Annotated in this window: 21 protein-coding genes and 1 pseudogene; 1 reads left to right on the forward strand and 21 read right to left on the reverse strand. The window is 37.1% G+C overall.

Translation table 11 applies throughout. The features are described 5' to 3' along the window. Positions 1 to 42: 42 nt before the first annotated feature. The 11 genes from rnc to ACTNDN_RS18785 form a co-directional block, all read right to left on the reverse strand. Positions 43 to 783 (reverse strand): ribonuclease III, encoded by a 741-nt coding sequence (gene rnc, locus ACTNDN_RS18735; protein WP_441131762.1) that lies wholly within the window; start codon positions 781 to 783, stop codon positions 43 to 45. A gap of 395 nt (positions 784 to 1,178) precedes the next feature. Further along, complete coding sequence (locus tag ACTNDN_RS18740) at positions 1,179 to 1,409, reverse strand: acyl carrier protein (RefSeq protein WP_016201082.1); 231 nt, start codon at positions 1,407 to 1,409, stop codon at positions 1,179 to 1,181. Positions 1,410 to 1,549: 140 nt separating this feature from the next. After that, positions 1,550 to 2,293, reverse strand: a complete 744-nt coding sequence (gene fabG, locus ACTNDN_RS18745; RefSeq protein WP_031534413.1) for a 3-oxoacyl-[acyl-carrier-protein] reductase — start codon at positions 2,291 to 2,293, stop codon at positions 1,550 to 1,552. Continuing rightward, positions 2,294 to 3,238, reverse strand: coding sequence for an ACP S-malonyltransferase (fabD, locus tag ACTNDN_RS18750; protein WP_235247698.1), 945 nt, complete (start codon positions 3,236 to 3,238; stop codon positions 2,294 to 2,296). A gap of 61 nt (positions 3,239 to 3,299) precedes the next feature. Continuing rightward, positions 3,300 to 4,286: a phosphate acyltransferase PlsX gene (gene plsX, locus ACTNDN_RS18755; RefSeq protein WP_251627397.1), complete on the reverse strand. Its 987-nt coding sequence runs from the start codon at positions 4,284 to 4,286 to the stop codon at positions 3,300 to 3,302. Between the two features lie 16 nt (positions 4,287 to 4,302). After that, positions 4,303 to 4,866 carry a transcription factor FapR gene (gene fapR / locus ACTNDN_RS18760; RefSeq protein WP_031534407.1) on the reverse strand — a complete coding sequence of 188 codons (564 nt, stop codon included), beginning with the start codon at positions 4,864 to 4,866 and terminating at the stop codon, positions 4,303 to 4,305. 237 nt (positions 4,867 to 5,103) lie between these two features. Beyond that, a complete protein-coding gene (gene recG / locus ACTNDN_RS18765) occupies positions 5,104 to 7,152 on the reverse strand; it encodes an ATP-dependent DNA helicase RecG (protein ID WP_441131765.1) in 2,049 nt (682 codons plus the stop codon). After that, positions 7,149 to 8,036 carry an L-serine ammonia-lyase, iron-sulfur-dependent, subunit alpha gene (gene sdaAA / locus ACTNDN_RS18770; protein WP_441131766.1) on the reverse strand — a complete coding sequence of 296 codons (888 nt, stop codon included), beginning with the start codon at positions 8,034 to 8,036 and terminating at the stop codon, positions 7,149 to 7,151. Before sdaAA ends, recG begins: the two co-directional genes overlap by 4 nt. A gap of 16 nt (positions 8,037 to 8,052) precedes the next feature. After that, positions 8,053 to 8,715: an L-serine ammonia-lyase, iron-sulfur-dependent subunit beta gene (sdaAB, locus tag ACTNDN_RS18775; protein ID WP_441131768.1), complete on the reverse strand. Its 663-nt coding sequence runs from the start codon at positions 8,713 to 8,715 to the stop codon at positions 8,053 to 8,055. A 486-nt stretch (positions 8,716 to 9,201) separates the two neighbouring features. Beyond that, entirely contained in the window at positions 9,202 to 10,881 is a 1,680-nt protein-coding gene (locus tag ACTNDN_RS18780; protein ID WP_441131770.1) for a DAK2 domain-containing protein, read from the reverse strand. 16 nt (positions 10,882 to 10,897) lie between these two features. After that, positions 10,898 to 11,260, reverse strand: coding sequence for an Asp23/Gls24 family envelope stress response protein (locus tag ACTNDN_RS18785; protein ID WP_031534397.1), 363 nt, complete (start codon positions 11,258 to 11,260; stop codon positions 10,898 to 10,900). 372 nt (positions 11,261 to 11,632) lie between these two features. On the opposite strand from ACTNDN_RS18785, the gene rpmB reads away from it, so the two are divergent. Next, positions 11,633 to 11,821: a 50S ribosomal protein L28 gene (gene rpmB / locus ACTNDN_RS18790; protein WP_016201071.1), complete on the forward strand. Its 189-nt coding sequence runs from the start codon at positions 11,633 to 11,635 to the stop codon at positions 11,819 to 11,821. Between the two features lie 164 nt (positions 11,822 to 11,985). Here the strand turns inward: rpmB and spoVM are convergent, their stop codons facing one another. From spoVM to ACTNDN_RS18840, 10 genes and pseudogenes are all read right to left on the reverse strand, one after another. After that, a complete protein-coding gene (spoVM, locus tag ACTNDN_RS18795) occupies positions 11,986 to 12,066 on the reverse strand; it encodes a stage V sporulation protein SpoVM (protein WP_016201070.1) in 81 nt (26 codons plus the stop codon). An 89-nt stretch (positions 12,067 to 12,155) separates the two neighbouring features. Then, on the reverse strand, positions 12,156 to 12,800 hold the full coding sequence (locus ACTNDN_RS18800; RefSeq protein WP_441131772.1) for a thiamine diphosphokinase: 645 nt from the start codon (positions 12,798 to 12,800) through the stop codon (positions 12,156 to 12,158). Positions 12,801 to 12,969: 169 nt separating this feature from the next. Then, entirely contained in the window at positions 12,970 to 13,851 is an 882-nt protein-coding gene (gene rsgA, locus ACTNDN_RS18805; RefSeq protein ID WP_441131774.1) for a ribosome small subunit-dependent GTPase A, read from the reverse strand. A gap of 106 nt (positions 13,852 to 13,957) precedes the next feature. Next, positions 13,958 to 15,964 (reverse strand): Stk1 family PASTA domain-containing Ser/Thr kinase, encoded by a 2,007-nt coding sequence (gene pknB / locus ACTNDN_RS18810; protein WP_441131776.1) that lies wholly within the window; start codon positions 15,962 to 15,964, stop codon positions 13,958 to 13,960. Further along, positions 15,961 to 16,719, reverse strand: a complete 759-nt coding sequence (locus tag ACTNDN_RS18815) for a Stp1/IreP family PP2C-type Ser/Thr phosphatase (RefSeq protein WP_441131778.1) — start codon at positions 16,717 to 16,719, stop codon at positions 15,961 to 15,963. Before ACTNDN_RS18815 ends, pknB begins: the two co-directional genes overlap by 4 nt. Before the next feature lie 6 nt (positions 16,720 to 16,725). Beyond that, a complete protein-coding gene (gene rlmN, locus ACTNDN_RS18820; protein WP_031534388.1) occupies positions 16,726 to 17,823 on the reverse strand; it encodes a 23S rRNA (adenine(2503)-C(2))-methyltransferase RlmN in 1,098 nt (365 codons plus the stop codon). After that, positions 17,820 to 19,172 carry a 16S rRNA (cytosine(967)-C(5))-methyltransferase RsmB gene (rsmB, locus tag ACTNDN_RS18825; RefSeq protein ID WP_441131780.1) on the reverse strand — a complete coding sequence of 451 codons (1,353 nt, stop codon included), beginning with the start codon at positions 19,170 to 19,172 and terminating at the stop codon, positions 17,820 to 17,822. Before rsmB ends, rlmN begins: the two co-directional genes overlap by 4 nt. Further along, positions 19,159 to 20,118 carry a methionyl-tRNA formyltransferase gene (gene fmt, locus ACTNDN_RS18830; RefSeq protein ID WP_284561032.1) on the reverse strand — a complete coding sequence of 320 codons (960 nt, stop codon included), beginning with the start codon at positions 20,116 to 20,118 and terminating at the stop codon, positions 19,159 to 19,161. The genes rsmB and fmt overlap by 14 nt, the downstream gene beginning before the upstream one ends. Next, on the reverse strand, positions 20,111 to 20,599 hold the full coding sequence (gene def, locus ACTNDN_RS18835) for a peptide deformylase (RefSeq protein ID WP_284561031.1): 489 nt from the start codon (positions 20,597 to 20,599) through the stop codon (positions 20,111 to 20,113). The genes fmt and def overlap by 8 nt, the downstream gene beginning before the upstream one ends. 451 nt (positions 20,600 to 21,050) lie before the next feature. Next, positions 21,051 to 21,370 (reverse strand): annotated as a pseudogene (locus ACTNDN_RS18840) (ISLre2 family transposase); the annotation flags it as partial.

A 21,370-nucleotide genomic window follows, 5' to 3' on the forward strand; every position in this document is an offset into this window, starting at 1 on the left:
TTCTCTAGTTGCATTAATCGTCTATGCGTAATATCAAACACTTTATTTTTCACTTTCCGCCTTTAACATCAATAATGATTTTTGCGCTGCCTGCTGCTCCGCTTCTTTCTTCGAGCGTCCCATACCAGTACCAAGCTCACGATTATTTAAAAACACTTGGGAAATAAACTCCCTATTATGAGCTGGTCCCTTTTCAAGAAGTATCTTATACTCGATTGTACCAACAGCATCTCTTTGAACATATTCTTGCAGTTGACTTTTAAAATCCATCACATGAGAAAAAGCACCGTTATTAATTTTCGGAAAAATTACTTCCTCTAAAAATTCTACCACTGAATCTAATCCTTGATCTAAATAAAGAGCACCAACAAACGCTTCAAATACATCAGCAAGTAACGCTGGTCTCGTTCTTCCCCCAGTCATTTCCTCGCCTTTACCTAATAGCACATAGTTGCCAAAGGAAAGTTCATTAGCAAATGAAACTAGCGATGGTTCACAAACAATTGCTGCACGCAATTTGGTTAGTTCCCCTTCACTCATCATTGGGAATTTCTTAAAGAGAAATTTAGAAACCGTCAATTCTAACACGGCATCACCAAGAAATTCTAATCTTTCATTGTCTTCATGTGGTTTTCTTCGATGCTCATTCACATATGATGAATGGGTAAAAGCCTGCTTCAATAGTTTTTCGTCTGTAAAATGAATCCCTATTTTATCTTGTAGTTCCTTCATTTTTTTTTCATTTGGTCGAACGGTTCTTTTGTCTTTTCGATTGCCTCGCATTTTGCCTCCACCTTAGCACTAAGTTTACAATTCATTTCAAGTTTAAGTAAAAAAGATAAAAAACGCAAAGAAACTTGGAAAGTTTTTTCTCTCCAAGCCTTTTCTATGACAGAAATCGGGCTACCACTAGGGAAATAACCCCGCTTCACATAAGAAAAACTATTTTATCCATTTTATCCGCTTATTAAAATACGTTTGAACAGCTAAAAACTAGTCTGTTCCATTTAACTTGAACATACCTTTATATTATAGGCATTTAGTTATTAGTATACATCAAACAAACGGAGATTGTCATCTATTCTTAGGGGTAAAAAACCCTACAGTAGTTGTTTTTTGCTGATAATCTACTATACAAAATTAAAAGCCCCGTGGTTAGCGGAGCTTTTAAACATTGACTAGCGATTACTTATGTAATTCACAGCATCACCAACTGTAGAAATCTTTTCAGCATCGTCGTCAGAAATTTCCATATCGAACTCATCTTCTAATTCCATAACAAGTTCAACTACATCAAGAGAATCAGCGCCTAAATCATCTTTGAAAGAAGCTTCTAGAGTTACCTCAGATTCTTCTACGCCAAGACGATCTACAACGATTTTTGTTACACGCTCTAATACATCTGCCATTTATTTCACCTCCCCTCAAATGCATTATAGAGTATTTTAACGAAATAATAAATGAGAACTTTTTTAACTTTCGCTGTTCCTTTTATCTGCTAGCGTTCTCCTATTATTTACGACTAGTTTTTCCCATAGTAAAGGAAAAATTACATATACATGCCACCATCAATATGCAATGTTTGGCCAGTGATATAGCTGCTGTCTTCAGAGGCTAAAAACACAACTGCATTCGCAATATCTTCAGGTCGACCAAATTGACCGAGTGGAATTTGGGTAAGCATGCTATTTTTCACTTCTTCTGTTAGCTTATCCGTCATATCTGTCGTTATAAATCCAGGTGCAACTGCATTAACGGTTATATTTCGTTGTGCAAGCTCTTTGGCAGTCGTTTTTGTAAATCCAATAACACCTGCTTTAGCTGCAACATAATTGGCTTGTCCAGGATTCCCTGTTACCCCAACAATGGAAGTAATGTTAATAATTCTTCCTTTTCTTTGCTTCATCATTGGTCTTGTTACGGCTTTTGTACAAAGGAAAACACCTTTAAGATTTGTATTAATAACATCATCCCATTCAGAATCTTTCATACGCATTAATAAATTATCCCTTGTAATCCCCGCATTATTGACTAAAATATCAATGCTGCCAAACGCTTCTAAAGCCTCTTTCATCATCGCATTCACAGAATCACCATCGGATACATCACATTGAATACTAATTGCTTTTCTGCCTAGAGCTTCAATTTCCTTAACGACTTCATTGGCACGATCGACACTTCCTGCATAGTTAACAACAATGTCTGCACCTTGCTTCGCTAACTCAATCGCAATGGATCTCCCAATTCCTCGAGATGCTCCAGTGACAACAGCAACTTTACCAGCTAATTTCACTTACATATCCCCCTTTAGTTCTTCTGCAACCTTCTTACTTGTTTCGATATCATTAACAGCATATACTTTCGCTTTGCGATCAATCTTTTTAATTAAACCTGAAAGGACTTTACCAGGACCGATTTCAATAAAAGTATCTACTCCTAAATCAAGCATTTTACGAACAGAATCCTCCCATAATACAGAAGAATACAATTGTTCTACAAGCTTTGTTTTTATTTCTTCCTGATCATGAATTGGCTCTGCCGTTACATTGGCGATAACAGGAATTTCCGCATCTTTTAATGTTAATTCATCCAATACCGCAGCAAATTTTTCCGCCGCTGGCTTCATTAAGGCTGAATGGAAAGGACCACTTACTTCTAGTGGAATTGCACGCTTTGCTCCTGCTTCCTTTGCTTTTTCTCCGGCTAATTCAACCCCTTTTGTGGAACCTGAGATTACAATTTGACCAGGACAGTTAAGGTTTGCTAGCTGTACAGAATCACCAGCATCAGAAACTTTTCTTGTCACAGCTGTCAATTGCTCTCTGTCTAAGCCCAGCACTGCTGCCATCGCACCTTCACCTGCTGGAACTGCTTCTTGCATATATTCCCCGCGCTTACGAACTGCATATACCGCATCTTCAAAAGACAGCACCCCTGCTGCCACTAACGCAGAATATTCACCTAAGCTATGTCCTGCTACATAATCAGCTTCTATATGAAACTGTTTGAAATGCTCATATATTGCCATACTCGTTGTAAGCAATGCTGGCTGTGTATTATGCGTTAGCGTAAGCTCTTCCTTTGGTCCTTCAAAAATTAATTGCGATAAATCAACGTTTAATTTTTGATTAGCTACTTTAAATAAATTTGCTGCCGGTTCAAATTGTTCAAATAAATCTTTTCCCATTCCCACTCCTTGGGAGCCTTGTCCTGGAAAAACAAAAGCAATTTTAGCCATTTATTTCTACTCTCCTTCTTCTTCCTATTCGAGACCTGTGTTTACGTTGCTTCTATATAATTTACGCTTCATGCTCCATTGCATCCTTGATCTGATTTACTACACCAGATTGCACAAACTCTCTTGTTTGTCTGATTGCACTGAAGATTGCTTGGCTGTCAGATGAACCATGTGCTTTGATTACTGGAGCATTTAAGCCAAATAAAGCAGCTCCCCCATACTCCGAATAATCCAATTTATTTTTTATTTGTTTTAAATTCGGCTTTAATACAGCTGCAGCCATTTTTGAAGTAAAACTGCTCATTAACTCTGTCTTAATCATTTTAAACATCGACATCGCTGTACCTTCTACTGTTTTTAAAATCATATTTCCTGTAAATCCGTCTGTAACAGCAACATCACATACTCCATCAAGCAAATCACGTGCTTCCATATTTCCGATGAAATGGATATTAGTATTTTGGAGAAGGTCAAAGGTTTTCTTTGTTAATTCATTGCCCTTTTTTTCTTCTGTACCAATATTCAATAAGCCAACTCTTGGTTTTGAAATTCCTCTAACCTTTTCTGAATAGATGCTTCCCATCATTGCATACTGAACTAAGTTTTCTGGTTTGGCGTCTACATTTGCACCAACATCTAATAAAAGAAATCCTTCTCCACCAATAGTCGGTAAAGTTGGAGCAAGTGCTGGTCGATCTATGCCTTCCATTCTACCGACTACAAATAATCCAGTTGCCATTAGCGCACCTGTATTACCTGCAGAGATAAATGCGTCTGCTCTATTTTCCTTTACTTCTGTTGCACCAAGAACCATACTCGCTGTTTTTTTTCTGCGTACTGCTCTTACTGGTTCGTCTGTTGCTAAAATTTGCTCTTCTGTATGTAAAATATGGATTCTTTCTTTATTGGTAAGAAAAGATTGAATTTGCTTTTCATCTCCAACAAGAAGTATTTCTAAATCTGAAAAAGCTTCAATTGCTTTTTGAGCACCAATTACTATTTCTTTTGGGGCATTGTCTCCGCCCATTGCATCGATTGCAATTTTCATCATAACGATTGCTCCTTTATTTTTTGGCACGGTACATATCAAATTCACCTTTAAAAACTAGCTCCGTGTTCACGTAACTATTAACTTCTACCGTTGTTCTTCCCGTTATACTATCTATATGACTTACTTTTGCTTTTGCAATAATTCGTTCACCTAAATTTACTGATCTTGTAAAATGAATATTGGCTTTAGCTGTAAGTGCAAGTTCATCGTTTATTACAGCAACAGCAAGAGAATTAGCTTGTGCAAAGAGATGATGTCCCCTTGCTATTCCATTCCTTGTAAAGACATGTTCTTGTTGTACCTCAAAGATAGATATAGCTGAATGATCTAATTCCATATCGATTATTTCGCCAATTACTTCTTCAATCGGCAATGCTTTCACTTCATCTTCCAGTGATTTTTTTGCCACATTTTTAATTCGCTCTCTAAGCTCTGGAATGGATAATTCTAACCGATCTAATCTTATCGTCTGTACACTAACAGAGAATTTTTCCGCTAATTCCTCGTCTGTAATAAAAGGTGTTTCTTTAATTGTCTCCACTAACAGCTGTTGCCGTTCTCGCTTGTTTCTCTTCATTTATTAACACCACCGCACTATTAAGACTAGGTACTAATAGTAGTATATAATTTATGAAGTTGGAATGCAAGCCGAAGTTTTGGTGCCAAATTGCTAGTGGAGATTTTGGAAATGCCACTCTCTCATAATCCCAAAGTATGCCCGTTGATTTCCACTTAAGCCTACTGAGAGTTTGAATTAGAATTTGTAAGACTATCCCATCAAATTGCTAGTTATTTACTGGGAAATATTGTTCTGCTAATCTAATTTTCCGCCGTTTAAGACACCTGTTTCTTTCAAAGTATCTCTTAGTGCTTTATAGTCGTCATTTTGCCAAAATGCAACAGATTCAATTAAGATGGTTGCGTCATTTCTAGCTGTTTCTAGGATGCGATAATCGTGCACCATATCTCCCATTTTAAATTCTGGCAGTCCGCTTTGTTTTTTCCCAAAGAAATCGCCTGGTCCTCTTAATTCTAAGTCCTTCTCACTTAACACGAAACCGTCGCCTGTTTCGGTCATGATTTTCATTCGTTCTTTTCCAACATCTGTTTTCGGATCTGCAATTAGGACACAATAGGACTGTGCATCTCCTCTTCCAACTCTCCCTCTAAGCTGATGCAATTGCGATAATCCGAACCGTTCTGCATCATACACGAGCATAAACGTCGAATTTGGAACGTTAACACCAACCTCAACAACCGTTGTACTTACAAGAACTTGAATATCATTTTGACTAAACTGTTTCATCATTTGATCCTTTTCATCTGCATGGAGCTTTCCGTGCATCAATCCAACCTTATATCTTCCGTGGAAAAATGTGGATAGCATTGCATGAACATCTATGGCATTCTGGACATCTAGTTTCTCCGATTCCTCGATTAATGGACAAATTACATAGGCTTGTCTTCCTTGCTGAAGCTCTTTCTCCATAAACTGCAAAATTCTTGTTAACATATCATGCTTTACCCAATATGTTTCAATATTTTTGCGCCCTGCAGGCATTTCATCAATAATACTGACATCCATTTCTCCAAATACAGTAATGGCAAGAGTTCTTGGAATGGGGGTTGCTGTCATAAACAGAACGTCTGGATTTTCGCCCTTTTCTCGGAGTATTCTTCTTTGCTCCACGCCAAAACGGTGCTGCTCATCTGTGATAACTAGCCCTAATGATTGAAATTCAACATCATCTTGAATTAGTGCATGTGTACCTATTAAAATATCGATCTTTCCCTCTTTTAATTGGGAAAGCAACTCTTTTCTCTTTTTTCCTTTAACAGAGCTTGTTAACAATCCGCATGTTACCCCGAAAGCAGAAAAGATTTGATGTAGAGAATCTGCATGCTGCTCTGCAAGAATTTCCGTCGGCGCCATTAATGCACCCTGATGACCAGAAAGAATAGATGCATATAAAACGATGGCAGCAACAATTGTTTTTCCCGATCCTACATCTCCTTGCAAGAGGCGGTTCATTCGCACCTCTGCTTTCATATCTGTTAAAATTTCGTTTACGACTCTTTTTTGAGCATTTGTTAACGGGAAAGGAAGAGCTTCTATAAACGTTGTTAGTTTCTCAAGAGAATAACGCTGACTTTTTCCGCCTGAATGCTCTCTTTCGTATTTTCTTAATGCACTCATTTTTAATTGGAATAAGAGAAATTCCTCGTATACAAACCTTCTTCTTGCTTGGGTTAGGTCTTCCCTTTTTTCAGGAAAATGGATAATTTGCAATGCTTCCTTCCTTGGAAGAAGCCGATATTTTGTTAGCATCGAAGCGGGAAAGTTTTCTTCGATTAGATGGGCATATTGACTTAAGGCAGACGAAATATATTTCCGTAAATTTTTGACGGTCATATTCCCCTTAACCGCATAAACTGGTTCAAATAAATGCCCTTTTTGGTTACTGCCAATTTGCAAATGATTTGCCGTTATTGTTTGGCGATGCTGATCCCATTTTCCTGTTACGGTAATCAATTCTTGGACAGCTAATTTGCTTTTCAAATAGGGTTGATTAAAGAATACGACCGTAATTAAATAATGTTCTACCAATAGTTTTATCGTTAATCTCGATTTCTTTCTTCCATAAAAAATAAGGGACGGTTCACTATGAACCTTCCCTTCCACCGTCACTTTTTCTTCATGCTTGATTTCTTCGAGGTTTTTCAGACGATAATCCTCATAGCGATAAGGAAAATATTCTAGCAAATCATTAATTGTATGAATATTCATTTCTTCTAATTGTTTTTTTGTTCCAGGTCCGACGCCCTTTATCTGTTCAACGGATTGCTGTAAAGACTCATTCACTTGTTAGCGGCAGCTGTGCTACCAAAGATTTCAGCTTCCAGTCTGCGACCAGTTGGTGTTGCTGCCAACCCTCCCCGTGCTGTTTCTTTCAGTGCTGTCGGCATTGCCTGACCAATTCGGTACATACTATCAATTACTTCATCACAAGGAATGCGGCTTTTAATACCTGCAAGCGCCATATCCGCTGCAATCATCGCATTCGCGGCACCCATTGCATTTCGCTTTACACAAGGAACTTCCACTAAACCAGCCACTGGATCACAAACTAAACCAAGCATATTCTTTAACGTAATAGCCATCGCATGTGCTGATTGTTCTGGGGTTCCCCCCGCCATTTCTACAATTGCGGCAGCAGCCATTCCAGCAGCAGAACCAACTTCTGCCTGACATCCGCCTGCTGCACCAGAAATGGATGCGTTATTTGCTACTACAAATCCAAAAGCTCCAGAAGTAAAAAGAAATGCAATCATCTGCTCTCTTGTTGGATTCAGCTTATTTTGCACGGCAAATAATGTCCCAGGCACAACACCTGCAGAACCAGCTGTTGGAGTTGCACAAATCATTCCCATGGCAGCATTTACTTCATTTGTTGCAACAGCTTTACTTACTGCGTCTAAAATAATTTCTCCAGACAGAAATTGGCCTTTTTTAATATAGTTTTGGAGCAACACAGCATCTCCACCAGTTAATCCTGAATGAGAAACCACTCCATTTAATCCTCTTTCGACCGCTTGCTCCATAACCTGAAGATTTGTTTCCATCTGGGATACAATTTCTTCTCTTGTTTTTCCAGTTACTTTCATTTCTTGTTCTATCATCATTTCGGAAATCGGTAAATTTCTAGTTGTTGCTATCTCTACCAATTCTGCTACGTTACGAAACATATTTACCCCTCCCTCTTTATTCCACAATCGTTGTGACTTTTTCAATCGAATCCAATTGTTCAAGTTCTCTTAATATCGATTCTTCTATATTTTGGTCGACTTCAATTGTCATCAAAGCCAATTTCCCTATTTCTTTACGGCTAACTTCCATATGTCCAATATTTATTTCATATTTAGCCAATACATTTGCAACCTTTGCAATTGCTCCAAAACGATCATTATGGACTACCAATATCGCAGGATGATGCCCAGAAAGCTTTAACTGAAAACCATTAAGCTCCGTAATTTCAATTTTTCCACCGCCAATCGAAATGCCAACTAGCTCCATTTCTCCTTGTTCGTCTCCTAGATGAATTTTAGCTGTATTCGGATGCTCTGGGATGGCTTCTTCTATATGAAATGCTACCTGTATTCCATGCTGTTCTGCAATTTCTAATGATTCTTTAATGCGTTCATCAAATGTATCAAAATCAAGAATTCCGCCAATGATAGCTACATCTGTACCATGCCCTTTATACGTTTCAGCAAATGAACCGTATAAATGAATATTTACCCATTTCGGTTCTCTTTCAAAAAGATTTCGCGCCACTCTTCCAATCCTTGCTGCGCCAGCTGTATGAGAACTGGACGGACCAATCATGACCGGACCAATGATATCAAAAACACTTTTATATTTCATGGATTTTATCTCCCCTTAAATGCCCTAAAATCATTTTCAGTAATATGCTGTTTCAATTCATTACACTATATAATATCATACTATATTAATATATGGTTCTAATTCTTATCGTTCTCTTTATTTTGATGAATGGGACGGTAAAGGCTTTATATATATTGATTGATATGAAAAGTTAATATAGCTGGGATTTGTTTGCTTTGGGGATTATAGGGAGGAATTTCTCTGTTACCATAGGCGGCTTTTTCTTCCTTGCTCGGGCTTAGAGACCGCCTCTCTGTTATCTTAAGGTGCTTTTTCTGCACTGCTTGAGCTCTGAGACCGATTCTCTGTTACCTTTTCGTTCAACTACTCCCCTTCAAAGTAACAGATACCTTCTCAAGCGCTCTTCTTCAAACAAAATTACCAATCCATCCCGACCATTCTACCTCCAAAAATAAACAAAAAAGGGCATACCTCTCCTAAGGCACACCCTTTTTTAGCTAATGATTATTCGATTGAAAAGATGAAGGAATATAGTGGCTGTTTTCCGTCATGAACTTCTACTTCCACATCTTCATAATTTTCTTCGATAAAGGATACAAGCGTTTCAACCTCTTCTTGCGTCGCTTCTTCTCCCTTAATTACCGTTACAATTTCTGATTCGTCATCAATCATGGACTTTAAGAGCTCCATTGCAGATTCTGTTTTATCCTTGCTTTTTACAACAATTTTACCTTCTGCAAGTCCCATAAAGTCGCCTGTTTCAATTTCAAGGCCATCAATACTAGTATCTCTGACTGCATACGTAATCTGGCCTGTTTTAACATGTTCAAGTGCAGCTTTCATATTTTTTTCATTTGATTCTAAATCAGTAGAAGGATTGAAAGCTAACAATGCTGACATTCCTTGAGGAACCGTTTTAGAAGAAATGACAACAACATCCTGTTCCAATACTTCCGCTGCTTGTTCTGCTGCCATAATAATATTTTTATTATTTGGTAAAATAAAGACCTTTTTCGCATTTATATGGTTTACAGCATTGACAATATCTTCCGTACTTGGATTCATCGTTTGGCCGCCCTCAATTACATAGTGAGCGCCAATGCTTCTGAAAAGATCTGCGATTCCGCTTCCCATTGAAACTGTTACAATTCCATACTCTTTTTGTTCTTCTGCAGAATGTGCTGTTGGTTCTTCTACTCCTTCAGACCCATCCACTAAACTACTATGCTGTTCGCGCATGTTTTCAATTTTCATTTTTACTAAGTTACCGTATTTTTGACCAAATGTTAATACTTCACCAGGCTGATTAGAATGTATGTGAATTTTAACAATCTCATCATCTGCGATAACTAATAAAGAATCTCCATATTTGCTTAATGCTTGTCTAAAATCTTCTTCTGAAAAAGGTTTGTTTCCTAGTTTTTCCTGTTCTAAACGAACCATAAATTCCGTACAATAGCCAAATTCAATATCCTCTGTATTGATATAGCTGTGAACATTTTTATGATGCTCTGCATTTACCAATTCGTTCATTGAAACAACATTTTGTACAGCATCAGGAAGTTTTTCACCTTTTAACTCAGCTAAGAAGCCTTCATAGACAAATACTAATCCTTGCCCACCACTGTCTACTACACCTACTTCTTTTAAAACAGGTAATAGGTCAGGTGTTCTATTTAAAGATGCTTTTGCTTCTTTCACTGTATCTTCGACGATAGCAATAATATCATCATTCGTTTCTGCAGATTGAACCGCTTTCTTCGCGGCATCTTTCGCAACTGTTAGAATGGTTCCTTCTACAGGCTTCATTACTGCCTTATATGCTGTTTCCACACCAAATTGTAAAGCATCTGCAAATTCTTGACCAGTTATCGATTCCTTTTGCTCAATATGTTTGGAAAATCCACGAAATAATTGAGAAAGAATAACCCCTGAATTTCCTCTAGCTCCCATTAATAAACCTCTTGATAATGAGGTTCCAACTTTACCGATATGTGATTGAATATTCTTTTGAACTTCCTTCGCACCAGAAGTCATCGATAAATTCATATTCGTCCCTGTATCTCCATCTGGCACTGGAAAAACATTTAACGCATCTACATATTTAGCATTAGAGGATAAATGGTTTGCACCTTGGATTACCATTTCGGCAAAACGCTTTCCTTCTAAAACTGTAATTGACACTGTGTTTCCTCCTCTACTACGGGTTCGTCACACGAACTCCCTGAACGTAAATATTAACCGAGTCAACGGCAAGTCCAACTGTCTTATTGAGTGTGTATTTTACTTTTGATTGAACATTGTGCGCAACCTCGGAGATTTTCGTTCCGTAACTTACAATGATATACATATCAATATGTACTTCTTCTTCCACTTTTCGAACGATTACACCACGTGTAAAGTTTTCTTTTCGCAAAATATCTGTTAGACCGTCTTTAATTTGACTCTTTGACGCCATTCCAACAATACCATAGCAGTCTATTGCTGCCCCACCTGCGATTGTAGCGATCACTTCTGTAGATATATCAATCTGTCCGAAATTCGTTTTTAGTTCAATGGACATGAGTTTTCCCCCTTTGGAATTGCTCCTTGACTACTGACATTTTACTATAACCACTACTTTTTTGAAAGCTATAGTTAAAAAGCTTATTAATATTATATAACAAAACAATACTTCTATTAAAGCATTGGCATAAATTCAGAAAAAAGTTACTAATTTTACTATTCCCATAAAGACTTGGAATAAACAACATAGTTTTGATGTCAAGGAAATTTTCTTGAAAGCTTTTAATCCAACTATTGCATTCATTTAAGTTGTATGATAAATTATTAAGGTATCTGTAACGAGGATTATTTAGCAGACTATAAGTAAATTGCTATCTATGACTTTTCAAACTCATTTTAATGAGTTTCTGTAATAAGGAGGGAAATATACATGCCACGTAAATGTGTTATCACTGGAAGAAAAACAACTACAGGTAATGCTCGTTCCCATGCTATGAACGCTAACAAACGTACTTGGGGAGCTAACCTTCAAAAGGTTCGTATTTTAGTAGACGGTAAGCCTAAACGTGTTTGGGTATCTGCTAGAGCATTAAGATCTGGTAAAGTAGAACGCGTTTAATCAGATCGCAATAAAAAAGGACATGTCACATGTCCTTTTTTATTTTGTCTTTCTAACTCTAACCAACTCTAAAAGCTAAACCATATAAGTACAGTAAGTTTTCGATATTCTCCGCCCTATTCACGAAAGGTTGTCTTTACAAAAAAAATCCGCAGAATTTTTTGTTAGTCCTTCTTAAAGGTTCCTAACATTGCTCGGACAAGTCCCCCTAAAAATTTCGGCAATTTAATGGTATAAAATCTCATGAATACTGTCCCTCCTTAATCAATAAACATCCCTAGCACTTACATATCCTATTCAGATAAAACAAATTGGTACCATGATTAGTCAAATTTTAATCACAACTTCTTATTACCATTAATATGCCTTCATCAAAGGAAAAAGTACCAGTTTCTCGAATTAGTTCATTACTTATACATAATGTGCTGCTAGCAGGAAGGTTTCTCCTTACTAAAGGGTATTTAAAACCTTCTAAAGTTAGACCTACAATCTTTGTGCTATAAGGGAAAAATGAAATATACTTATACTCACTCATTCTGTCAATAGTATAGGCGCCCGCTTGGACAACCGCTACACTATTTTGTTTATCGATTATCTCCACTTCTATATTTTGATTGTCGATAGCACTTCTAAGTAACAGCTGAAGATTAGCTATTGTATGATCAAGTCTCCCACCCGTTGCACCGAATAGTCTAATAACAGTTGCTCCTTCTTTAATCGCCCATAGAAGTGCAAGCTCCATATCTGTTTCATCTTTTTCTGGTTTGAAGCGTTTAATAATCCCTGTTTTTTCTTCCATCTTGTGTAACTCAACTTGTGAAATAGAATCAAAATCACCGAAAGCGGCATATATGGGGATTGATTTTTCCATCAAATACATAACGCCTCTATCGACTCCAATCCAACAAACATCTTTCGGGAATTTTTCTAAATCAGGAATATACTGCTTAGGACCACCGGCCATAATATGCACAATCATTGTTCTCCTCCTTTATTTTTCTTTCTATCTATTTCTATACAAAAATGCAGACTCTTTTATATAACCCTTTGTTTACTTTGCTTGTATGGCCAAACTGCCAATCAAACAATTCCTACAAATAGCTATAGAAAGAATCTGCTTTATCATGGACATAGAAAGTCCAGTTACCCTAGTATCTAGGTTTTCTATCTTTAATTTCTTGAAGGAAATCTTTATAATGCTCATAACGATATGCTGGAATTTCGTTGTTTTCCACAGCTTCTTTGACAGCGCATTTAGGTTCTGAAAGATGGAGGCAGCCTCTAAATTTACAGTCTTCGCTTACTTTTTCTATTTCAGGAAAACAATAATTTAAGTCTTCTGCTTCTATTTCAAGAAATTCAAGTGAGCTAAAGCCTGGTGTATCTGCGATAAGTCCATCACCAATGGAAATAAGCTCTACATGTCTTGTTGTATGCTTTCCTCTACCTAAACTTGAAGAGATTTCATTTGTCTTTAAGTCTAAATCTGGTCTAATTACATTTAATAAGGAAGACTTTCCTACACCTGATTGTCCGGCAAACACGGATATTTTATCTTTTAAATAGGGCAATAGCTGTTCTATCCCTGCTTCGGTTTCAGAAGAGGTTAAAATGACAGGATATCCAACAGCTTCGTATTGTGCTGCAAACTCCTTCATTTTTGCTACTTCATCGCTGCTTGCTAAATCCATTTTCGTTACACAGATTAGCGGATCAATTCTGTTATATTCGATTAGCACAAGAAAACGATCTAATAATGCTGTGCTAAACTCAGGCTCTACGCTTGAGAATACAAGAATCGCCTGATCTACATTTGCAATTGGCGGTCTTACCAGTTCATTTTTTCTATCTTTTACTTCTAATATATAACCATCTGTCTCGTTCTCCGCCTGAAAAACTACTTCATCCCCTACTAAAGGGGTCACCTTATTTTTTCGGAAAACGCCTCTTCCTCGGCATTGTATTAATTGCCCTTCACTTAATACATAATAAAATCCACTTAATGCTTTAATGATTTTGCCTTTAGGCATACATATAACGCTCCTTACTACTTTTAGCCTCTTAAACCATTTTTATATGTGTCTAAAAAGAAGCATTCCCTTTTACCAACATTTCAAACCAAGCTCAACTTATCCATTAATCTGGGTAGGGAACTTCTTCATCAAGGATAACAACACTATCAATTTGCACACGATAGTACCCTTTTTGCCCTTCTGGAATCTGAAGATAGATTGTTTTTTTCGTATTTTCAGTGATCGTAAACGTTTCAGCAGGTTCTGTCATGCTATTATTAAAATCACCTATATAAATTCTTACTGTTTGTTCAACTGGCTTTCCCTCAGGTGTCATTTCAGTTGGTTCATAAGGGATCGAAATTTCTTTCATTACTTCTTTCGGCTGTACTTCTTTCTTTCCTTTAGACAAGACAACGGAAATTTCCGCCCCTTTTTTCAAGTTCGTTCTAGGCTCTGGTGATTGTGAAATGACCAATCCTTTTTCTACTGAATCACTATATTCTTCAGTAAACGTTACCTTTAATCCAACATCGTCAACGTAATCATTTACTTCTTTTTTCGTATAATCCGTTAAATCTTTTATGCTAATTAGCTCTGCACCTTTACTGATAGTAAACTCAATGGTTGTTTCCCCTGGAACTACTTCCTCATTTGGTTCAATACTTTGGGCTAATATCGTTCCTGGTGGTTCGTTCTCATCAAATTCTTCTACACTGTCGACATCTTTAAACCCTTCTAATAGTTTAACAACATCTTCATAATTTCTACCGACATAATCACTTAAGACCACTGTCTCTTTTCCTAAGCTTTCGTAAACGGTAATTTCTGTCCCTTCTCTCCGGGCACTACCCGCACTTGGACTTGTTTTAATGACATGTCCTTTTTCAATGTCCTCACTATTTAAGCTGATGGTGTCAGACACAACAAATCCATTTTGTTCAAGTTCTGCCTTCGCTTCATCCACTTCTAGACCAGTGACATCTGGAACTTCAATATCTTCTGGTTCAAGCAAGTCTGGCAAGACAAATATCACCAAACCCATTAGTAATACTAATACAATAAAGGTCGAAACAATAATTGCAGCTATTTTCTTACCTTTTTTCTTGTCTTTTTTCTTGGTTTTTTTCCCTTTCTTTTCTGGCTTCTTCGGCTTTTCTTCTACTTGCTGCTTCCCAGGTTCTTCTTTATCATATTTATGAACAATCGTTTCATCAAAATTTTTATACAAACCATCATTGGTGATGACAGGGATTGCTTTTGTTGCTTCATCATCAATTGGAATCGCAAACTTAGGTTCATCCATTCTTTCCAGATCAAGGGCAGTGCGCAAATCATCAGACATTTCTTCTGTACTATTATATCGATAAAAAGGATCCTTTGCGGTAGCTTTTAGCACGATATTTTCTACACTTTGTGGAATTCCTTCATTCCATCTTCTAACACTAGGTGTTTCAGACTGCAAATGCTTTAACGCAATCGAAACCGCAGATTCTCCTGAAAAAGGAAGTCTTCCTGTTAATAATTCAAACATCACAATCCCAAGGGAATAAATATCAGACTTTTTATTCGCCATTCCGCCACGCGCCTGCTCTGGTGATAAATAATGAACAGAACCTAGCACAGAATTTGTTTGGGTAATACTTGTTGCACTTAATGCCATGGCAATTCCAAAATCGGTTACTTTTACATTCCCATCTTTATCTATTAAAATATTATGAGGTTTAATATCCCGATGAATAATATGGTTCTGATGGGCATGCGCGATTGCCGATGTAATTTGTTGCATAATTGCGATAACTGTCTCGACAGAAAGCGGTGAATTTTTATGTATATATTGTTTTAATGTATCGCCTTCCACATACTCCATTACAATATAATAGATGTCTCCTTCTTCCCCAACATCATAAATACTAACGATATTTGGATGAGCTAAGCTTGTTGCTGATTGTGCTTCCCGGTGAAATCGTTTAATAAATTCTTCATCATTGACATAATCAAGTCTTAGCATTTTGACTGCTACATCTCGATCAAGAATCATATCATGCGCAAGATAGACGTTTGCCATTCCACCTCCGCCAATCATATCTAATACCTTATAGCGACCACTTATTCTTTTCCCAATCATCATTGCTTGTCACCTGCTTGATGATCATCCTGATGCTCTAATATAACGACAGTGATATTATCTTCCCCACCATTTATATTAGCTGTTTCAATTAAAGTAGAAGCTTTTTCTTCAAGCGAATACTCTTTTTCAAGGACTTCTTTCATTTGTTGATCTGTTACTTTATTTGATAATCCATCGGAACAAATAAAAATAATGTCCCCTTCTTCAAACATAATCGTCATCACATCAATATCTAACTGGGCATCTGTTCCTAGTGCTCGTAATACGACATTTTTTCGCGGATGATGTTCAGCATCCTCTTTGGAAATTTGGCCCATACGAACTAATTCATTTACTAAGGAATGATCTTCTGTTATTTGCTTAAAGCCATCTTCATTATATAGATAGCATCTGCTGTCCCCCACATGTGCAATCGTCGAAAAATTCTCTGTACTGATGACACCAATAATGGTTGTTCCCATGCCTTCACATTCTGGATGGGTCGAAGCATAGTCGAAAACATATTGATTGACCTTTAATATATTGGATTTCAACCAGTTTTCTGCTTCATCTGCAGTTTGAATTTCTTCTACCATTGCCCAAAGCTCTGTCAATTTTTCAACAGTGAGAGAGCTTGCAACATCACCTGCACGGTGTCCGCCCATGCCATCTGCTACGATGGCAAGGCGTTGACCGCTTTTATTTCTAATAATTGCTCCACTATCCTCATTATGTTGTCTAACTTTCCCCTTATCAGTCATAAAAATTTGACTCAAAGGTGATCACCTCGTCTCTTCTTTTCTCTCCTTCGCACGAAGCTGTCCACATGCAGCATCGATATCTGAACCTTGCTCACGACGAATTGTTACATTTACTCCATGTTTCTTTAACGTTTTTTCAAATAAAAAGATTTGATCTTTCGGTGTTCTTACATAATCTCTTTCTGGTACATAGTTAACAGGAATTAAGTTAACATGGCACTTTATTCCTTTTACAAGCTCAGCTAGCTCTTCTGCATGCTCCACTTGATCATTTACATTACCAAACAGACCATACTCAAAGCTTACTCGTCTTCCTGTTTTATCCACATAATAACGAATTGCTTCAATTAAATCAGGTAGTTTATAAGCGCGGTTGATCGGCATTAGTCTGCTTCTTAGCTCTGTATTTGGAGCATGTAGGGAAACAGCAAAGTTTATTTGCATATTTTGGTCTGCAAATTCATAAATTTTTGGGATAATACCACTAGTTGAAACAGTGATATGTCTTGCACCAATATTTAACGCTTGTTCATGATTAATAATTTTTAGGAAACTTAACATACTAGCAAAGTTATCAAATGGTTCGCCAATTCCCATAATAACAACTGAACTTACACGTTCACCTAATTCATCTAATGCCTGTTGTACTTTTACGACTTGAGCAACGATTTCTCCTGCTTCTAAATTTCTTTTTAATCCACCTAATGTAGAAGCACAGAATGTACATCCGATTCTGCAGCCTACTTGTGTTGTTACACATACAGAATTGCCATATTCATGGCGCATTAAAACGGTTTCGATGGAATACCCATCATGTAATTCAAATAAAAACTTAATTGTTCCATCATTAGATGTTTGCTGAATAAGCGTGTTTAATGTTGTAATCGTAAAATTTTCTTGCAGCATTAGCCGTAGATTTTTTGATAAGTTAGACATATCTTCAAAAGAGGTTACTCTCTTTTTATATAGCCATTCAAAAATTTGGTCAGCACGAAATGCCTTTTCATTATGTTCTGTTAGCCAATCCTTTAATGCTTGTAATTCCATTGAGTAAATCGAGGGAATAGTTGGTTCTGCCTTTTGTCTTCTTCTTGATGATGTTTTTACTTGTTCCATCATTGCACCTTCTTTCTTAATGCTGCAATATAAAAGCCATCGGAGCCAAAATACTGCGGTAAAATCTGTAATTCGTTTCCATCTGTATATTGTTTAATGTCGGCCGGTAATCGTTCCCCTAAAGTTAAATCTCTTTCAAAATGGGAATTGTCCGCCAAAAATTTTTCTACCACTTCTTCATTCTCTGCTTTATCAATCGTACATGTACTATATACTAATAATCCACCTTTTTTTAAGAGGGAAGAGACAGAAGCTAATAAATCCAATTGAATTTTTTGCAAACGATCAACATCTGCTTCTGTTTTTGTATACTTCATATCCGGTTTTCTTCTCATTACGCCAAAACCTGAACATGGTGCATCAAGAAGAATACGGTCAAAGCTTTCTTTCTCAAGGCTGCTATCTAGCTTTCTTGAATCCATTGCCTTTGTTTCAATCGTTGATAAATCCAAACGTTCTGCATTTTGCTTAATAAGCTTTACTTTATGCTCATGAAGATCAATGGAAAGAACTTTTCCTTCCTTATTCATCTTCTCCGCAATATGTGTCGATTTACCACCAGGAGCGGCGCAAGCATCCAATACAGAATACGGCTTGTCTACATCTAGTGCATAAGCAACAATCATAGAGCTTTCATCTTGAATTGTTAACATTCCTTTTTCAAAAGCAGTTGAATGGGCTACATTTCCTTTTAATACCTTAATCCCTTCTGGAATTACCCCACTAGCTTCAACTTGGAATCCTTCTTCTGTTAAAAGGGATATGCATTCTGAGACAGAGATTTTTGTAGTATTTACCCTAGCTGTTTGCATTGGTGCTGTTAAATTAATTTCACACATCTTCTTCGCTTCTTCTAGCCCTAGCTGCTCCACCCATCTTTTTACAAGCCAGCGGGGATGACTTGTTTCAATAGCAAGTCGCTCTATTTCATCTTGAATTCCGCTAAAAGCTGGCAAGCCCTGTCTAAGGATATTCCGTAAAACAGCATTTACTAGGCCGCTAATTCCTTTATGACCCCTTTTTTTCGCAATTTCTACCGCTTCATTGATTGCAGCATGATCTGGAATGCGATCCAAATATATTATTTGATACAGTGTCATCTGTAAAAGAATATGCACCCAAGCTTCCATTTTCTTTCCTTTATTAATCAAAGGATGAAGATAAAATTCAAGCGTCATTTTTCGTTGAAGTGTCCCATATACGATTTCCGTTAGCAAACCAATATCCTTTGAGGGAATCTCATTTTTTTTAATCGTTGTATTTAATAATAGATTACTGTACGCTTGATTTTTTTGAATACTCTCCAAAATATCCAACGCTGCTTCCCGAACATTTTTTCTAGTTTTCTTCATTTGTTACTCCTAATACTTCATTTACTTGCATCTTGCTGCCAGCGCCGCGTAAAAATTGACCAATATCCATTTTCTTCTTCCCTGCTGGTTGCACTTCTGTTAATTGAATATAGGTGTCATTGCCCGTTGCTATAACTGGACCTTGATCTGTGATTTCTACAATTGTTCCAGGAGCCGCTTCTTCCGTTTTCGCTACTTTCTTTCCTGCCCATACTTTCATCACTTTCCCTTGATATAGGGTAAAGGCTACTGGCCATGGATTTAAGCCACGAATTTTATTATAAACTTCTTCTCCAGAAGTCGACCAATCGATTTTCTCATCTGAACGTTTCAAATTCGGTGCAAACGTTGCCTCCTCGTCCTTTTGAGGAATAGGAATAATTTCTCCTGCTAACAGTTTAGGCAAAGTTTCAGCTAATAAATCACTTCCAACAACACTTAATTTATCATGAAGTGTTCCTACTGTATCTTCTTCTTCAATTTTCACTTCTGCAACGGAGATAATGTCACCAGCATCTAATTTCTCTGCCATATACATAATCGTAATACCCGTTTTCTCTTTTCCTTGTAAAATACTATAATGAATTGGGGCTCCGCCTCTTAATTCAGGAAGCAAGGATGCATGAACATTTACACAACCGTATTTCGGTGCATCTAATAGCTCTTTTGGCAAAATTTGTCCAAACGCAGCAGTCACGATTATATCTGGATTTAGGGAAATAATTGTCTTTAACTCTTCTGATTGACGAATTTTTTCTGGTTGATATACAGGGATATTATGCTTTAGCGCTTCTACCTTTACTGGTGGCGGTGTTAGCACTTTTTTTCTGCCAACAGGACGATCAGGCTGGGTAACAACAGCAATCACATCATACTTTTCTTCTAATAATCTTTGTAATACAGGAACAGAAAAGTCTGGAGTTCCCATAAATACTACTTTAGTCATTTGCTTCCACTCCTTCTAGCTCATCTTCCTCTAGATAGCGAATTACTTTAGAAGTAAATAATACTCCATCTAAGTGATCCATTTCATGCAAAATCGCCCGTGCTAAATATTCTTCTGCTTCTATTATATATTTTTTTCCTTTTCTATTTTGAGCCTCTACTTTAATTGAAAACGGACGATCAACATCCCCGAATAATCCAGGAAAGCTTAAGCAGCCTTCTGGTCCGACTTGAGAGCCGTCTACTTCTAATAAAATAGGATTAATTAATTCCAGTGTACCCATTTCATCATCAATATCTACTACGGCTATGCGTTTTGCTATCCCGATTTGCGGTGCAGCAAGGCCGACACCATCAAATTCAATCATTGTATCATACATATCGTTTAGTAGCTTTGCTAATTTCTTATCAAATACTGTAACTTCCTCACATGGTGTTTCTAACACCGGATCTGGAAACATTACAATTTGTTTTACTGCCACATTATTTCCTCCAAACGTTTAGAGCGCAATTTCAGTTTAAATAATTTTTAACCGAAGACTATTTTCAAATTTATTGTTCCTTTTATCTAAATAAAGTTCGTACAAACAGCCTATGCAAAAACTCATTCCTTTTTGTATTTTATCAAACCCTGCTACTAAATAGCTATGTATTCCTTTTGGAAATTAATAAGTTCCTTCCTATTTTGGGCTAACAAAATAAAAACCCATGTCAGAAAAACTCAGGATAACTTTAACCATCCATCATTTTCGCTGTCATGAGCCTTGAACATTTTAACATATTACCATGCAAAAAGAAAGGAGCGGTTCCCCGCTGATTGAGTCAAGTTTTTGTGGGAGTTTTTTTAGCTCCCTTTTTTATAAAGTAAAACCTCTAAGATTGTATCCGCTTTCTAATTGGTTTTGTTCTTCCAACTGTTGATTCTCTCTTTTTTTAAAAACCTTTTAATCCCTGTAAGGCAAAGTGAATGGGTTTTCCAATCGCCTGATTTAAGTATGGCAGGTTCTGACGCACGGTTTCTGTTACTAATTTTGTGGATATTTTTCTTTTCGGTCGATGCTCTTTCTTTGATTTTTCCGTGGCTTTTTCCCATTTTCCATATATCGTTTGGATAGATAGATCATCCTTCAACCCAATCCACAAACGTGCCATGCTCATGACCCCTTTTTTGCTCCATGCTCTTCCATTTTTTAATCGTTTGGCTAATTGATTCATCATTGCTTCTGCACTTCCCATTGGTCGATACGCTGTCG

Source organism: Niallia sp. HCP3S3_B10, assembly GCF_052064465.1.
In the GTDB taxonomy this organism is placed as follows: domain Bacteria; phylum Bacillota; class Bacilli; order Bacillales; family Cytobacillaceae; genus Niallia; species Niallia hominis.

Coding starts and splice junctions, on each gene's coding strand:
- plsX (WP_251627397.1), bottom strand. CDS start 4,286: ATGAAAATTGCAATCGATGCAATGGGCGGAGACAATGCCCCAAAAGAA.
- fabD (WP_235247698.1), bottom strand. CDS start 3,238: ATGGCTAAAATTGCTTTTGTTTTTCCAGGACAAGGCTCCCAAGGAGTG.
- rlmN (WP_031534388.1), bottom strand. CDS start 17,823: ATGATGGAACAAGTAAAAACATCATCAAGAAGAAGACAAAAGGCAGAA.
- spoVM (WP_016201070.1), bottom strand. CDS start 12,066: ATGAGATTTTATACCATTAAATTGCCGAAATTTTTAGGGGGACTTGTC.
- sdaAA (WP_441131766.1), bottom strand. CDS start 8,036: ATGTTTCGTAACGTAGCAGAATTGGTAGAGATAGCAACAACTAGAAAT.
- sdaAB (WP_441131768.1), bottom strand. CDS start 8,715: ATGAAATATAAAAGTGTTTTTGATATCATTGGTCCGGTCATGATTGGT.
- ACTNDN_RS18740 (WP_016201082.1), bottom strand. CDS start 1,409: ATGGCAGATGTATTAGAGCGTGTAACAAAAATCGTTGTAGATCGTCTT.
- fapR (WP_031534407.1), bottom strand. CDS start 4,866: ATGAAGAGAAACAAGCGAGAACGGCAACAGCTGTTAGTGGAGACAATT.
- rnc (WP_441131762.1), bottom strand. CDS start 783: ATGCGAGGCAATCGAAAAGACAAAAGAACCGTTCGACCAAATGAAAAA.
- ACTNDN_RS18785 (WP_031534397.1), bottom strand. CDS start 11,260: ATGTCCATTGAACTAAAAACGAATTTCGGACAGATTGATATATCTACA.
- pknB (WP_441131776.1), bottom strand. CDS start 15,964: ATGATGATTGGGAAAAGAATAAGTGGTCGCTATAAGGTATTAGATATG.
- rsmB (WP_441131780.1), bottom strand. CDS start 19,172: ATGAAGAAAACTAGAAAAAATGTTCGGGAAGCAGCGTTGGATATTTTG.
- rpmB (WP_016201071.1), top strand. CDS start 11,633: ATGCCACGTAAATGTGTTATCACTGGAAGAAAAACAACTACAGGTAAT.
- rsgA (WP_441131774.1), bottom strand. CDS start 13,851: ATGCCTAAAGGCAAAATCATTAAAGCATTAAGTGGATTTTATTATGTA.
- fmt (WP_284561032.1), bottom strand. CDS start 20,118: ATGACTAAAGTAGTATTTATGGGAACTCCAGACTTTTCTGTTCCTGTA.
- ACTNDN_RS18800 (WP_441131772.1), bottom strand. CDS start 12,800: ATGATTGTGCATATTATGGCCGGTGGTCCTAAGCAGTATATTCCTGAT.